The sequence below is a fragment of the Streptomyces zhaozhouensis genome (assembly GCF_900230195.1).
GTDB lineage: Bacteria > Actinomycetota > Actinomycetes > Streptomycetales > Streptomycetaceae > Streptomyces > Streptomyces zhaozhouensis.
The window spans coordinates 741,583-756,223 of the sequence record NZ_OCNE01000001.1 but is presented as its reverse complement, the minus strand read 5'-3'; the positions used below and the strand labels follow the sequence as shown (position 1 = coordinate 756,223).

Sequence of the window (14,641 nt, the reverse complement as noted above, 5' to 3'; positions counted from 1 at the left end):
CAGGCCGCAACCCGAACGACTCCAACAACCGGAACAGCGCCACCTCGAACGCGAAGACAGACGTCTGCGTATACACCGTCTGATCCAACACACCCCCGACACCCTCGGTGTCCTCGGTGTCCCCGGTGGGCCAGACGACCTCCCGCAACGGCAGCTCAAGCTGCTCGTCCAACAGGTCCACAACCTCATCCCACGCCCGAGCGAACACCGGGAAGGAGTCATACAACTCCCGCCCCATCCCCAGACGCTGACTCCCCTGACCCGAGAACACAAACGCCACGGGACCTGTGGAGGGACCAGCGGTCACGCCTCCGGCAGCCACGGCCTCCAGACCGCTGAGCAGTTCCTCACGGTCACCACCGACCACCACGGCCCGATGCTCGAAGGACGCACGCGTGGTCACCAGGGAGTAGCCGACATCCACCGGCTCCAACCCCGGACGCTCACGCACAAACGACACCAACCGCCCCGCCTGCGCCCGCAACGCCTCCGCTGACTTGGCCGACACCACCCACGGCACCGCCACCAACCCAGAGCCCGCCTCGGCCTCGGCCCCGGACTCAGGGGCCTCAACCTCGGTCTCGGCCGGCGCCTCAACCTCGGGCGCCTCCTCCACGATCACATGCGCGTTGGTGCCACTGAGCCCGAACGAGGAGATACCAGCCCGACGCGGACGGCCGTTACGCTCCCACTCCCGCGCCTCGGTGAGAAGCTCCACCGCGCCGGCCGACCAGTCCACGTGTGGCGACGGCTCGTCCAGGTGCAGCGTCTTCGGCATCACGCCGTGGCGCATCGCCATCACCATCTTGATGACGCCACCCACACCCGCGGCCGCCTGCGCGTGACCGATGTTCGACTTCAACGAACCCAACCACAGCGGCTCACCGTTCTCCGGCCGGTTTTGACCATAGGTCGCGAGCAGAGCCTGCGCCTCGATCGGGTCACCCAGGGTGGTGCCCGTGCCATGGCCCTCGACGGTGTCGATGCCGGCGGCGGTGAGACCTGCGGTCGCGAGGGCCTGTTCGATGACCCGTTGCTGGGAGGGGCCGTTGGGGGCCGTCAGGCCGTTGGACGCGCCGTCCTGGTTGACCGCAGAGCCGCGGATCACCGCGAGCACCTCGTGCCCGTTGCGCCGCGCGTCCGACAGCCGCTCCAACGCGAGGACGCCGACGCCCTCCGACCAGCCGACGCCGTCGGCCGCTCCCGCGAACGACTTGCAGCGGCCGTCGGGGGCCAGCCCCCGCTGCCTGTTGAAGTCGACGAACGTGTCGGGCGTGGCCATCACGGTGACGCCGCCGGCCAGGGCCAGCGAGCACTCACCGTTCCGCAGCGCCTGGATGGCCCAGTGCATGGCGACCAGTGAGGAGGAGCAGGCGGTGTCCACGGTGACCGCCGGGCCCTCAAGACCGAGGGTGTAGGCGACCCGTCCGGACACGACGCTGGCGAGGCTGCCGCTGCCGAGGTAGCCGGCGATGTCCTCGGGCAGTTGGCCGCCGAACCGGGTGGCCCAGTCGTGGTACATGACGCCGACGAAGACACCGGTCCGGCTGCCGTGGACCGACTTCGGGTCGATGCCCGCGCGCTCCAGCGCCTCCCAGGACGTCTCCAGCAGCAGCCGCTGCTGCGGGTCCATGCCCAGGGCCTCACGCGGGCTGACCCCGAAGAAGCCGGCGTCGAACTCGGCGGCCTCGTGCAGGAAGCCGCCCTCCCTGGTGTTGCTCTTGCCGGGTGTGCCCGGCTCGGGGTCGTAGAGGTCGGTGATGCTCCAGCCACGGTCCTCGGGGAACGACGAGATACCGTCGCGTTCCTCTGCGACCAGCCGCCACAGCTCCTCGGGGGAGGTGACCCCACCCGGGAAACGGCAGCTCATGCCCACGATGGCCAGCGGCTCGTCGTCGACCGGCGTGGCCGTCGGCACGGACGGGGCGCTCGGTGTGGTGCCCACGACGCTGTTGACGAGGTGGGTGGCGAGCGCGCCGGAGTTGGGGTGGTCGAAGACGAGGGTGGGCGGAAGCCGCAGCCCGGTCGCGGTGTTGAGCAGGTTGCGCAGTTCGACCGCGGCCAGCGAGTCGAAGCCCAGCTCCTGGAACGCCCGGGCCGGCGCGATGGCGTCCGGCCCCTCGTGCCCCAGCACGGTGGCGACGTGGGAGCGCACCAGGTCGAGGACGAAACGTTCGCGCTTGGGCTCGGGGAGTTCGGCCACGCGGCGGGCGAACGGCGTGCCGCTTGCCGCCGCCGTGGTGGCCGCGTCCGTGTTCCCGTTGACGACGGTGCGCAGGGCGGGGCGGACCAGGGTGCGCAGCAGCGGCGGGACGCCGTCGGGGCGGGCGCGGACGGCGGTGGCGTCGACGCGCAGGGTCAGCGCGACGGCCGCGTCCCCGGTGGCCACCGCCCGGTCGAAGAGGGCGAGGTTGTCGGCGGGCGACAGCGCCTCAAGACCCGAGCGGTCGACCCGCTGGACGTCGGTGGCGTTGAGGGTCGCTCCCATGCCCTCGTCGCCCGTCCACAGGCTCCACACGTGGGACTGCGCGGACAGGCCGCGTGCGTGGCGGTGGTGGGCGAGCGCGTCGAGGAAGGCGTTGGCCGCGGCGTAGTTGCCCTGTCCGGGGGCGTCCAGCAGGCCGGCCACCGAGGAGAACAGGACGAACGCCGACAGGTCCAGCTCCTCGGTCAGTTCGTGCAGGTGCCAGGCGGCGTCCGCCTTGGCCCGCAGCACGGTGTCGAGGCGCTCGGGGGTCAGGCTGGCGAGCAGGCCGTCGTCCAGCACGCCCGCCGTGTGCACCACGCCTGTCAGGGGGTGCTCGGGGGCTATGCCGGCGAGCAGCTCGGCGAGGGCCTGGCGGTCGGAGACGTCACACGCCTCGACGCGGACCTCGGCTCCCGCCTCGGCGAGGTCCCTGACCAGCGCGGAGGCGCCGGGGGCCGCGAGGCCGCTGCGGCTTACGAGCAGCAGGTGCCGGGCGCCGTGCTCGGCCACCAGGTGGCGGGCCACATGGCCGCCGAGGCCACCGGTGCCGCCGGTGACGAGCACGGTGCCGGTCTCCCACGGGGTGCCTGCGGTCTCGGGGGCGGGCAGGCGGACGGCTCGGGGCAGCCACACGGCGTCGTCCCGCAGGGCGAACTCCGGCTCGTCCGTGGCGAGTACGGCGGCTGCCAGCCGTTCCGGCGGGGTGGGCAGGGCGGCGGAGTCGTCCACGAGGACGAGGGAATCCGGGTGCTCGGCCTGGGCGGAGCGCACCAGGCCGGAGACGGCGGCCGCGACCGGGTCCGGGACCACGTCGCCCGGCGTGACGGCCATGGCGCCCCGGGTGACCAGGACGAGGCGGTCGTCGGGGTGACGTTCGCCGGCGGTCCACTCCTGGAGCAGGGCGAGGGCGTGGGAGGTGACGGAGCGCAGCCGTTCGGGGACGGAGCCCTCCGTGCCGGTGAGGCACTCGGCGATCAGGAGCCGCGCCGTTCCGGTGGCGGAGTCGGGGGCCGCCAGGTCGGCGGCCGTCTGGACCAGTTCCCAGGGGGAGGCGGGGGCGGCCGAGGGCAGGGCGGCCAGGCGCTGCCACTCGACGGTGTACACGGGGTGCCCGGCGTCCACGCGCAGCGCCTCGGCGGGGACCGGGCGGGAGACCAGGCTGGTGACGGAGGCGACGGGCGCCCCGCTGGTGTCGGTGATCTCCACCGTCAGGGACTCGCCGGCGGACTGGTCGCCCACGGGGGAGACGCGGGCCCGCACGGTGGCGGCGCCCCGGGCGTGCAGCCGCACCCCTGACCAGGCGAAGGGGATGCTGGCCTGGCCGTCGCCCGAGGACGCGGCGGAGGCGAGGAAGTCGGCGCTGTGCAGGACGGAGTCCAGCAGCGCGGGGTGCAGCCCGAAGTCGGCGGCCTCAGCGGCGGCCTCCGGCGGGAGCGCGACCTCGGCGAACACGCTGTCGCCGTGGAGCCAGGCGGCCCGCACGCCCTGGAAGACCGGGCCGTATCCGTAGCCCTGCCCGGTGAGGCGGGAGTAGAGGGAGGACGTGTCGACGGGGGTGGCGCCGGGCGGGGGCCAGGCCGCCGTGCTGTCGCCCGGGGCGGGCGTCGCTGGCTGCCCGGGGGCGAGGACGCCGGTGGCGTGCCGTGTCCAGGGGGCGTCCTCGGGGGCGTTGTCGGGGCGGGAGTGAGCCTCGACGGTGCGCCGGCCGGTCTCGTCGGGGCCGCCCACCAGCACCTGGAGGGCGACTCCGCCCTGTTCGGGCACCACCAGGGGTGCCTGGAGGGTCAGTTCCTCGATCTGGGGGCAGCCGGTGCGTTCACCGGCGTGCGCGGCCAGTTCGACGAGTGCGGTGCCCGGCAACAGCAGGGTGTCGAGGATGGCGTGGTCGGCGAGCCAGGGGTGGGCGGCGACCGACAGCCGGCCGGTGAGCACCATCCCGCCGGACCCGGGCAGGGCCACGGCCGCGCCCAGAAGGGGGTGCCCGGCGGGGACCTGGCCGAAGCCGGCGGTGTCCCTGGGGGTTTCGGTGCCCCGCAGCCAGTAGTGGCGCCGCTGGAAGGCGTAGGTCGGCAACGCGGCCGGCGGTCGCGTGCGTGCGGGGAACGTGGGCCGCCAGTCGACCTCGGCGCCGGCCGTGTACACCCGGGCCAGGGCGGACAGCAGCTCCGCGGCCTCGGGCCGGTCACGCCGCAGCGACGGGGTGGCCAGGGCCTCCCCGGTGAGGGTGGCCCTCGCCAGGGTGGTCAGGGTGCTGTCGGGGCCGACCTCCAGGAACGTGGCGATGCCGGCGTTCTCCAGGGTCTCGACGCCGTTCCTGAACCGGACGGCCTCCCGCACGTGGCGCACCCAGTACTCGGGGTCGCACACCTCGTCGGCGGTGGCGAGCTTCCCGGTGACGTGGGAGACCAGCGCGATCCGTGGGGGCGCGTAGGAGAGCACCCGGGCGACGCGCCGGAACTTCTCCAGCATCGGGTCCATGAGGGGGGAGTGGAAGGCGTGGGAGACCCGCAGCCGCGTGGTCTTGCCCTCGACCTGTCCGGCGATCCCGAGGACGGCTTCCTCCGCGCCGGAGATCACCACGGCGTTCGGGGCGTTGACGGCGGCGACGGCGACGTCCTCGCGGTCCCCGATCAGGGCGAGGACCTCCTCCTCTGTGGCCTGGACGGCGATCATGGCGCCGCCCGCCGGCAGCTCCTGCATCAGACCGGCGCGGGCGCTGACCAGGACGGCCGCGTCCTCCAGGGAGAGCACGCCCGCGACGTGGGCGGCGGCGATCTCGCCGACGGAGTGGCCGGCGACGTAGTCGGGCCGGAGGCCGAAGGACTCCAGCAGACGGTAGAGGGCGACCTCGAAGGCGAAGAGCGCGGGCTGGGTGTACTCGGTGCGCTCCAGCCGCTCGCGTTCCGCCTCCTCCCACATCACCTCGCGCAGCGGGCGTTCCAGCATCGGGTCGAGGTGGGCCGTCACCGCGTCGAGCGCCTCGGCGAAGACGGGGAACGTCTCGTACAGTTCACGGCCCATGCCGGTCCGCTGGCTGCCCTGGCCGGAGAAGAGGAACGCGGTCTTGCCCCTGGTCCCGTGCGCGTCCCCGGTGACCAGGCCGGGGACGGTGTCCTGGCCGGTGGCGAGGGCGCTCAGGGCCCGCAGGGCGGCCCCGTGGTCCTCGGCGAGGACCACCGCGCGGTGTTCCAGGGCGGCCCTCGTCGTCGCCAGGGCGTGCCCCGCCTCGGCGAGGTCCGGCTGCTGCCCGGTCAGGTGCGCGTGCAGCCGGGACGCCTGGGCGCGCAGGGCGTCCGGGGTCTTCCCCGACACGACCAGCGGCGTCGCGGGCAGGGCCGGGCCGGGGGCCTCGGCGGGTTCGGCGGCCTCGGCGGGCTCCTCCTCGGGGGCCTCCTCCAGGATCAGGTGGGCGTTGGTGCCGGAGATACCGAAGGAGGAGATGCCCGCTCGGCGCGGGTGGTCGCCCGGCTCCCAGGGACGTGCCTCGCTCAGCAGCTCCACCGCGCCGGCGGACCAGTCGACGTGCGGGGTGGGGGCGTCGACGTGCAGGGACTTCGGCAGTCGCCGCTCCCTCATCGCCATGACCATCTTGATGACGGCGGCGGCTCCGGCCGCCGCCTGCGTGTGCCCGATGTTGGACTTGATCGAGCCGAGCCACAGCGGGCTGCCGTCCTCGGGACGGTGCTGGCCGTAGGTGGCGAGCAGCGCCTGGGCCTCGATCGGGTCGCCCAGGGTGGTGCCGGTGCCGTGGGCCTCGACGACGTCGATGTCGGCGGGGGACAGCCGCGTGACGGCGAGCGCCTGCTCGATGACGCGTTGCTGGGAGGGGCCGTTGGGGGCGGTCAGCCCGTTGCTCGCGCCGTCCTGGTTGATGGCGGAGCCACGGATGACGGCCCACACGCGGTGCCCGTTGCGGCGCGCGTCGGAGAGCCGCTCCAGGACGAGGACGCCCGCGCCCTCGCCCCAGGCGGTGCCGTCGGCCGCCGCGGCGAACGGCTTGCAGCGGCCGTCGGGGGCGAGTCCGCGCTGGCGGCTGAAGGCCGTCAGCACCCCGGGGTTGCCCATGATGGCGACGCCGCCGGCCAGGGCCAGCGTGGACTCGCCCTGGCGGAGGGACTGGCACGCCAGGTGCATCGCCACCAGGGAGCCGGAGCAGGCGGTGTCCACGGTGAGGGTGGGGCCCTCAAGGCCGAGCGCGTAGGCGGCACGGCCGGAGACCACGCTGGGGGAGGTGCCGGTGAGGAGGTAGCCGTCGAGCCCGTCGGGCGCCTCGAAGAGCCGGACGCCGTACTCCTGCGGCTCCGCACCGACGAAGACCCCGGTGTTGCTGCCGCGCAGCGCCTGCGGGTTGAGTCCGCTGTGCTCCAGCGCCTCCCAGCACAGTTCGAGGACGAGGCGCTGCTGCGGGTCCATCGCTGACGCCTCGCGCGGGCTGATGCCGAAGAAGTCCGCGTCGAACTCCCCGGCCGAGTCGAGGAAGGAGGCGTGGCGCACGTAGCTCTTGCCGGCCTTGCCCGGGTCGGGGTCGTAGAGCCCTTCGACGTCCCAGCCGCGGTCGGTGGGCAGCGGGGAGAGGGCGTGCCGCTCCTCGGCGACCAGCTGCCACAGGCCGTCGGGCGAGGTCGCCCCGCCCGGGAAGCGGCAGCCGATGCCGACGATGGCGATGGGCTCGTCGGACGGCACGGGGGCACCGGGCGTGGCCGTCGCCCGGGGGGCCGGCGCGGCGCTCTCGCCGAGGAGTCCGTTCTCCAGGAGGCGTGCGACGGCGCGCGGCGTGGGGAAGTCGAAGACGAGCGTCACCGGCAGATCGAGCCCGGTCGCCCGCGTCAGGCGGTCGTGCAGGTCCACGGCGGCCAGCGAGTCGAAGCCCTGCTCCTGGAAGGTGAGGTCGGCTCCCGAGCCGCTCGGCGGTTCCTGGTCGATCGCCGTCAGGACCGCCGAAGTGTGCGTGCACACGAGATCGACGAGGAGGTCCTCCCGCGCCGTGGCGGGCAGGTCGGCGAGTCGTTGGGAGAGGGCGGCCTTGCTGCCCCTCGCGTCGTCTGCCGACTTCGGAATGAGGTCTTCGGGCTCGCTCATGCGGCGCACTTCACCACTTCCCCCGCCGGGGGACATACCCCTATCGCCCCCTAGGGGCCCGGGGCGCCGCGGTGCGCCCCGACGGTTCGACCGGGACGGACGCGCGGCAGGTCAGGAGTGTGCCCGCACGACCTCGGAGAGCTGGTCGACGAACTCGGTGTGCCGGGTGTTGAGGTAGAAGTGGCCGCCGGAGAACCAGCGCAGACCGAAGGCGCCGGAGGCGTGTGCGGCCCAGGCCCGCGCCTGGTCGGGCGTCACCTGGGAGTCGGAGTCGCCCATGAAGACCTCGACGGGGGTCCTCAGACGGAGCGTTGGCTCGCAGACATAGGTCTCGATGGCGCGGTAGTCGGCGCGCATCGAGGGCAGGAGCGCCTCCCGCATCTCGGGGTCGTCCAACAGCCGGGAGTCGGTGCCACTGAGGTTCCGCAGCTCGTCGATGATTCCCTCGTCGCCCCGAAGGTGCACGTTCTCCCCGCCGCCCAGGCCGGGGGCGCGGCGGCCCGAGGCGACCAGGACGCTCGGCGGTTGGCTCTCGGCCTCCATCCGGAGGGCGACCTCGAAGGCGACGGCCGATCCCATGCTGTGCCCGAACAGCGCCAGCGGCTCCTGCCGCCAGGGCCGCAGGGCGTGGAAGGAGTGTTCGGCCAGGGTCCGCAGGTCGGTGAGCGGCTCCTCGGTCCGCCGGTCCTGGCGGCCCGGGTACTGGAGGCAGAGGACCTCGATCTCCGGATGCAGCGCGGCGGACAGCGCGTAGAAGGCGCTGGCGGCGCCCCCGGCGTGCGGGAAGCACGCCACCCGGGCCTTCGCGTCGGGGGCCGGGTGGAACCGGCGCACCCACAGCTCGCTGTCAACGGTGTCCGACATTGTCTACCCGCTTCCGTCCTGGTCTCCGGCCTGCCAAGTCGCCGCCATGGTGAGCGGCGTCGCCCCGGCTGCCAACCCCTAACGCCCCCGGCGTGGGGCGTAGCCACACCGGGAGCCGTCAGCTCTGACGCGCGTAGCGCACGGGCGGTGGTCGGGAGTCCCCGGCTGCCGGGGGAGGGGCTCCGGTCAGGTCGCCCCACTGGGGGCGTTGGCGTCCTCCCGCTGGGACGCGATGCCGAGATCGCCGGTGAACCGGCGGAGTGCCCGGGCGAACTCGCTTCCCGTGGGCGCGTTGTCGCCCAGACCGACCGCGTACTGCACCAGCAGCCCGGTCACGAGAGTCATATAGAATGCGCCCAGCACTCGCTCGTCCTCGGGCCCGAGATGCTCCTCCTGTACTCCTAGGAACAGTGCTGCCAGCGCACGGCGTGCCTCAGGCTGCACGGCGCGCAGCGCCGTGAGCAGCTCGGGGTCCTCGTCCGTCTGGACCAGGGCTTCGAACTGCGCCCGCCACAGGGACTGGTGTTCCTCCAGCAACTCCACGGCGCGCTGCCAGCTGTGCTCCTGTCGGACCAGCGGATCGATGTCCGGGGCCAGCTCGGCGTCCAGAGCGCGCTGCATGTCCTCTGCCCAGTCGCCCATCGCCTCCAGCAGGGCCTGGCGCATCAGCGCCTGTTTGGACCCGTAGTGGTAGCCGATGGACGCCAGGTTGGCGCCGGACGCCGCAGCGATGTCACGTGCGGTGGTGCGCAGATACCCCTTGTCCAGCAGGCAGCGCTTCGCGCCCTCCAGTAGATCGTCACGAGCTCCCATGCAAGCAGCGTACTGCACGGATGTATAAGACGGGCTGCCTAGACAGGCGTATTAGACAGACGTTTAAGACGTGTGTATATTGGCAGGCATGACAGACGCCACCGTGCCTTCGCCATCGGGTCCTTCCGCTCCCCCACCGCGTGCCGGTCGGCGCGAGTGGACGGCCTTCACCGTCCTCCTGTTGCCGCTGCTGCTGGTGTCGATGGACGTCTCGGTCCTCTACTTCGCCATCCCGGCTCTCAGCGCCGACCTGGAGCCCACCAGCACCCAGCAGCTGTGGATCTTCGACATCTACGCGTTCATCATCGCGGGCCTCCTGATCACCATGGGCTCGCTCGGTGACCGCATCGGCCCGCGCAAGCTGCTGCTGCTGGGGGCCACGGCCTTCGGGCTGGCATCCCTCGCCGCGGCCTACGCGACCAACCCCGAGATGCTCATCGCGGCCCGCGCCCTGCTCGGCATCGGCGGTGCCACCCTGATGCCGTCCACGCTGAGCCTCGTGCGACGCATCTTCCGTGACGAGAAGCAGCGTTCGACCGCCATCGCGATCTGGTCCGGCGCGCTGGCCGGTGGCGTGGCGCTCGGCTCCGTGCTCAGCGGCATGCTGCTGGAGTTCTTCTGGTGGGGCTCGGTCTTCCTCATCAACCTGCCGGCCATGGTCCTGCTGCTGGTGGCCGTGCCGCTGCTGGTCCCCGAGTTCCGTGACCCGGACTCCGGCAAGTTCGACCTGATCAGCGTCCCGCTGTCGATGGCGGCCGTGCTGCCCATCGTCTACGCGCTCAAGGAGTTCGCCGCCGAGGGCTTCGAGCTGACCTACCTGGTGAGCATGCTGGTGGGCTTCGGCTTCGTCGCCTTGTTCGTCTACCGGCAGCGCACCTACCGCCACCCCATGGTCGACCCGGCGCTCTTCCGCAACTCGGGCTTCAGCGCGGTCATGGTCCTCAACTCGCTGATCATGTTCGCGATGATGGGGCAGGCGTACTTCACCGCGCAGTACCTCCAGTCCGTGCTCGGCAAGTCCGCGCTGGAGGCGGCGCTGTGGAGCCTGCTGCCCTCGGTGGCGGTCCTGATGGGCGCTCCGCTCGCGGCGGCGGCGGCACAGGCCTACGGCCGCAGGCCGGTCATCGTCACCGGCTTCTTCGTCGCCTCCGGCGGCTTCGTCGTCCTCACCCAGGTCGGCACCGACTCACTGTGGGTCCTGCTCGCCGGTGCCGGCGTGCTCGGCGGCGGTGTGGTCGGTGTGCTCTCCCAGGTCGTCGACATCGCGCTGGGCATCTCGCCCTCGCACCAGGCCGGTTCTGTCTCGGCGCTCTCCGAGACCAGCACCGAGCTGGGCGGCGCCCTGGGTATGGCGGTCCTCGGCAGCATCGGCACGGCGGTCTTCCGCAACGACATCGAAGAGTCTTTGCCGGAGGGCATCCCTGCCGAAGCCGCCGAGGCCGCCGGAGAGACGATGGCCGGCGCTGTCCACGTCGCCACCTCACTGCCAGGCCCGATGGCCGAGGAGCTGCTCGCGGCGGCCCGTGAGGCCTACACCAACGGCTTCAACCTCGCCGCAGTCGTCGGCGCGGTGCTCCTCCTGGGAGCCACGCTGCTGGCCGCCTTCGCCCTGCGGGGCGTCCCCGCGGCGGAGAAGGGCGCCCCCCCGGTGGACCACGGAGACGGCTCGGTGGACCACGGAGACGGCTCGGTCGCCGTGCCCCCGGCGGACCAGCGGACCGCTGAACACCGCTGAGGTCACCCCCTCACGTCGGTGACCGGCTCCGCGTCAGGGCACGGACGCGGAGCCACCCGAAGACCCCACGCCCGACCAGGCCGGCCTGGTCGGGCGTGGCCGTGTCCGGGGCCCGGGACGCCCCGGGGGCCCAAGCAGCCGTCGCCCGGGGCGCCTGCCCGCGTCTGCTGCCCGGGGTTGCCGCCTGGAGTACGCCCGTCGCGCGCTCGCCGTTGCCGCCCGGGCCCGGCGTCCGGGGCCAGCGCCCGGCCACCCCGGCCGCCCAGAGGCGGCAGACGCGGCTTCAGTAACGACCACTCGCGATGCGTCAGACCCCCCGACCCATGCCCGAATCAACGAGCGACCGGTCGGAAGGCCACATGATCCGGCGGACAGGGCCTAGTGATCTGAGTCAGAGATGCGTCGGCAGTAGGCGGCGACTTGGTCGAGGATCTCGTCGGCGGTCTTCGTCCAGACGAAGGGGCTGGGGTGTTCGTTCCAGTCGGCGAGCCAGGACCTGATGACCTTGCCGGTCGCCACTTCCAAGGCGGCGAAGAGGGTGGTGGTGCCGGCGCGGACGTAGTCGTGGCCGCGGCGTTCAGGAACGCCGGGCATCATCGGCAACACCGGCTGGGAGCGGTGCGGTGCCGGGGCGAACGCCCGCCAGATCCGCGAGATCGTCGACTGCGACATGCCCGTGGCCGCCGCCGTCGACCTCGTCGACCAGTGGGTGGCGTTCTTCGGCGTCTCCTCCAGCGTCCTGACGGTGACGCGCTCGACGTCCGCGTCAGTGATCTTCCGCGGGACGCCGGGCCGCGGGTCGTCGCACAAGCCGTCCGGGCCCCGTTCGAGGAAGCGGCGCCGCCAGGTGCGGACCGTGTCCGCGGTGACCCGCAGCCGGCGCGACACCTCCGTGATCGAGTGCCCCTCGGCGCACTCCAGCACAATCCGCGACCGCTGGGCCAGAGCCTGAGCCGTCGAACGACGACGCAGCCAGCCCTCCAGCACGGCGCGCTGGGCATCGGTCACCGACAACGGCGGAATCTTCGGACCCGGACGACTCACACCCGACCAACGAAAGAACTCCGACTCAGATCACCAGGAGGAGGCCGCCCGCGCGCGGGCGGCGGCGCGGACGGAGGGGGCGTCGGCGACGGCACGCCGGATCAGGCCGCAGACCGTGTCGACGTCCTCCGTCGTCACCCCGGTCCCGGTCGGCAGCATGACGATCCGGCCGCTGAGTGCCTCGGTGTGCGGCAGCGGCAGCGGCGCGTGCCTGGCCTGGTCCCGTACGTACGGCTCGGTGCGGTGGCAGCCGGGGTGGAAGTGTGTGCGGGCCAGCACGTTCTCTGCCACCAGCATGGCCACCAGGTCGTCGCGTGAGAGCCCGGCACGTTCCTCGTCGACCTCGAACACGACGTACTGGTGGTTGACGCTGTTCTCGGGGAGCGGGCGCCGCAGCCAGATGCCGGGGACGCCGTCCAGGCCCGCCCGGTAGTGCTCGTAGCGCTCCCGGTTGACCTCGATCAGCTGCGGCATGTTCTCCAGCGAGGTGATGCCCATGGCCGCGGCGACCTCGGTCATCTTGGCGTTGGTGCCGATGGAGGCGACGTACTCGCCCTCTCCGCGCCCGTAGTTGTGCATGGAACGGACCCGCTCGGCCAGTTCGTCGTCGTCGGTGACGATCGCGCCGCCCTCGAAGGAGTTGATGAACTTCGTGGCGTGGAAGCTGTACACCTCGGCGTCACCGAACGACCCCACCGGGCGTCCGTTGCGGGCGCTCCCGATGGCGTGCGCGCTGTCGTAGAACAGCCGCAGGCCGTGTTCCTCGGCGAGCGCCGCCAACTCCTCGGTCGGTGCGGGATGCCCCCACAGGTGCACGCCCATGATCCCGGTGGTGCGCTCGGTGACCAGCTGGCGGGCGTGCTTGGGATCGATGTTGCCCGTGGCCTCGTCGATCTCGCAGAAGACCGGGGTGATGCCTTCCCACTGCAGGGTGTGCGCGGTGGCGATGAACGTGAAGGAAGGCATCAGCACCTCGCCCCGCAGGCCGGAGGCGCGCAGCAGCACCTGGAGCGCGATGGACGCGTTGCAGGTGGCCACGCAGTGTCTGACGCCGGCCTGCGCGGCCAGGTCGTGCTCGAACTGCTTGACCAGGGGGCCGAAGCTGGTCAGCCAGCGACGGTCGATCGCCTGCTGGATGCGCTCCATCGCCCGCCGCTCGTCGGGTATGTTCGGGCGCCCGACGTGCAGCGGTTCGGCGAAGGAGGGGGAGCCGCCCAGGATCGCGAGGTCGTGGGGGGAGACGGCCATGGCGTTACCTCACTGGTCGGTCTGGAGTGGTCGGTCTGGCTGACGCGGCTTACGGCCGTGACTACTGCTCGCTGACGAACTTCCGGAACGAGGCGACCATGTAGTCGGTCATCTCACTGGTGATGCCCGGATAGACGCCCACCCAGAACGTGCGGTCGGTGACCACGTCGCAGTTGGTCAGTTCGCCCGACACACGGAACCCGCGGTCGAGGTAGGCCGGGTGGCGGGTGAGGTTCCCGGCGAAGAGCAGCCGGGTTCCGATGCGGCGCGACTCCAGGAAGTTCACGATGTCGCTGCGGCTGAAGGGCGCGTCGTCGGTGAGGGTGATCACGAAGCCGAACCAGCTGGGGTCGCTGTCCGGGGTCGGCTGGGGCAGGCGCAGCCACGGCAGCCCGTCCAGGCCCTCCCTGAGCCGCCGCCAGTTGGCGCGTCGCGCGGCGCCGAAGTCCTCAAGCCGGGACAGCTGCGTCAGGGCCAGTGCCGCCTGGGCGTCGGTCGCCTTCAGGTTGTAACCGATGTGGGAGAAGATGTACTTGTGGTCGTAGCCGAAGGGCAGTTCGCCCATCTGGTAGGAGAACCGCTTGTGGCAGGTGTCGTTCTCGCCCGGCTCGCACCAGCAGTCCCGGCCCCAGTCGCGCAGTGACTCGACGACGCGCGCCAGCACGAGGTTGTCGGTCAGGACGCAGCCGCCCTCACCCGCGGTGATGTGGTGGGCGGGGTAGAAGCTGACCGTGCTGACCTCGCCGAAGCCGCCCGTGAGACGGCCCCGGTAGGTGCTGCCGACCGCGTCGCAGTTGTCCTCGACCAGGAACAGCCCGTGCTCCTCGGCGAGAGCGGCGATCTCCTCGGCGGGGAACGGGTTGCCCATCGCGTGCGCGATCATGATCGCCCGGGTGCGGGGGCCGATCGCGGCTCTGATCAGGTCCGGCGTGGTGTTGTAGGTGTCCAGGTCGATGTCGACGAAGACCGGCGTCAGACCGTTCTGCACGATCGGGTTGACCGTGGTGGGGAAGCCGGCGGCGACCGTGATCACCTCGTCGCCCGGCACGAGCCGGGCGTCGCCCAGCTCGGGCTGGCACAGCGCGGCCAGCGCCAGCAGGTTGGCTGACGAACCGGAGTTCGTCAGGTGGGCCTTGCGCAGGCCCAGCGTGCGGGCGAAGAGCCGTTCGAAGCGCCGGGAGGAGACCCCGGCGGCGATCCGCATGTCGAGGGCGGCCTCCACCAGCGCCACCCGGTCGTCGGCGCTGAGCACCGCGCCGGACGGCAGGACGGGGGTGATGCCCGGCTGGAACTCCCGGCCCTGGGCCAACTCCTTGTCGTAGGCGCGGACCAGCTCCAGAACTGCGTCCTTGGTCTCCGCGGCGATGGTCTCGGTGGCGCGCTCGGCCATG

6 protein-coding genes and 1 pseudogene are annotated in these 14,641 nt (G+C 72.3%); 1 reads left to right on the top strand and 6 read right to left on the bottom strand.

Annotated elements, in window-relative coordinates:
• The 3 genes from CRP51_RS03285 to CRP51_RS03275 all read right to left on the bottom strand — a co-directional run.
• Positions 1 to 7,555 (bottom strand): SDR family NAD(P)-dependent oxidoreductase (locus CRP51_RS03285; protein ID WP_439333110.1); only part of this gene is annotated, 7,555 nt, incomplete at its 3' end.
• A 102-nt stretch (positions 7,556 to 7,657) separates the two neighbouring features.
• Positions 7,658 to 8,410, bottom strand: a complete 753-nt coding sequence (locus tag CRP51_RS03280; protein ID WP_097229382.1) for a thioesterase II family protein — start codon at positions 8,408 to 8,410, stop codon at positions 7,658 to 7,660.
• Between the two features lie 186 nt (positions 8,411 to 8,596).
• A complete protein-coding gene (locus CRP51_RS03275) occupies positions 8,597 to 9,223 on the bottom strand; it encodes a TetR/AcrR family transcriptional regulator (protein ID WP_097229381.1) in 627 nt (208 codons plus the stop codon).
• An 88-nt stretch (positions 9,224 to 9,311) separates the two neighbouring features.
• Here CRP51_RS03275 and CRP51_RS03270 point away from each other — a divergent pair, with 88 nt between their 5' ends.
• Complete coding sequence (locus CRP51_RS03270; protein ID WP_097229380.1) at positions 9,312 to 10,958, top strand: MFS transporter; 1,647 nt, start codon at positions 9,312 to 9,314, stop codon at positions 10,956 to 10,958.
• 498 nt (positions 10,959 to 11,456) lie between these two features.
• Here the strand turns inward: CRP51_RS03270 and CRP51_RS03265 are convergent.
• The 3 genes and pseudogenes from CRP51_RS03265 to rfbH form a co-directional block, all read right to left on the bottom strand.
• A pseudogene (locus tag CRP51_RS03265) lies at positions 11,457 to 11,945 on the bottom strand (helix-turn-helix domain-containing protein); the annotation flags it as partial.
• A gap of 87 nt (positions 11,946 to 12,032) precedes the next feature.
• Entirely contained in the window at positions 12,033 to 13,250 is a 1,218-nt protein-coding gene (locus CRP51_RS03260; protein WP_097229378.1) for an aminotransferase class I/II-fold pyridoxal phosphate-dependent enzyme, read from the bottom strand.
• Between the two features lie 61 nt (positions 13,251 to 13,311).
• The gene (gene rfbH / locus CRP51_RS03255; RefSeq protein WP_097229377.1) at positions 13,312 to 14,640 is read right to left on the bottom strand and encodes a lipopolysaccharide biosynthesis protein RfbH; all 1,329 of its coding nucleotides are present in this window, start codon (positions 14,638 to 14,640) and stop codon (positions 13,312 to 13,314) included.
• Between the last annotated feature and the right edge of the window lies 1 nt (position 14,641).

Coding starts and splice junctions, on each gene's coding strand:
- CRP51_RS03270 (WP_097229380.1), top strand. CDS start 9,312: ATGACAGACGCCACCGTGCCTTCGCCATCGGGTCCTTCCGCTCCCCCA.
- CRP51_RS03275 (WP_097229381.1), bottom strand. CDS start 9,223: ATGGGAGCTCGTGACGATCTACTGGAGGGCGCGAAGCGCTGCCTGCTG.
- rfbH (WP_097229377.1), bottom strand. CDS start 14,640: ATGGCCGAGCGCGCCACCGAGACCATCGCCGCGGAGACCAAGGACGCA.
- CRP51_RS03260 (WP_097229378.1), bottom strand. CDS start 13,250: ATGGCCGTCTCCCCCCACGACCTCGCGATCCTGGGCGGCTCCCCCTCC.
- CRP51_RS03280 (WP_097229382.1), bottom strand. CDS start 8,410: ATGTCGGACACCGTTGACAGCGAGCTGTGGGTGCGCCGGTTCCACCCG.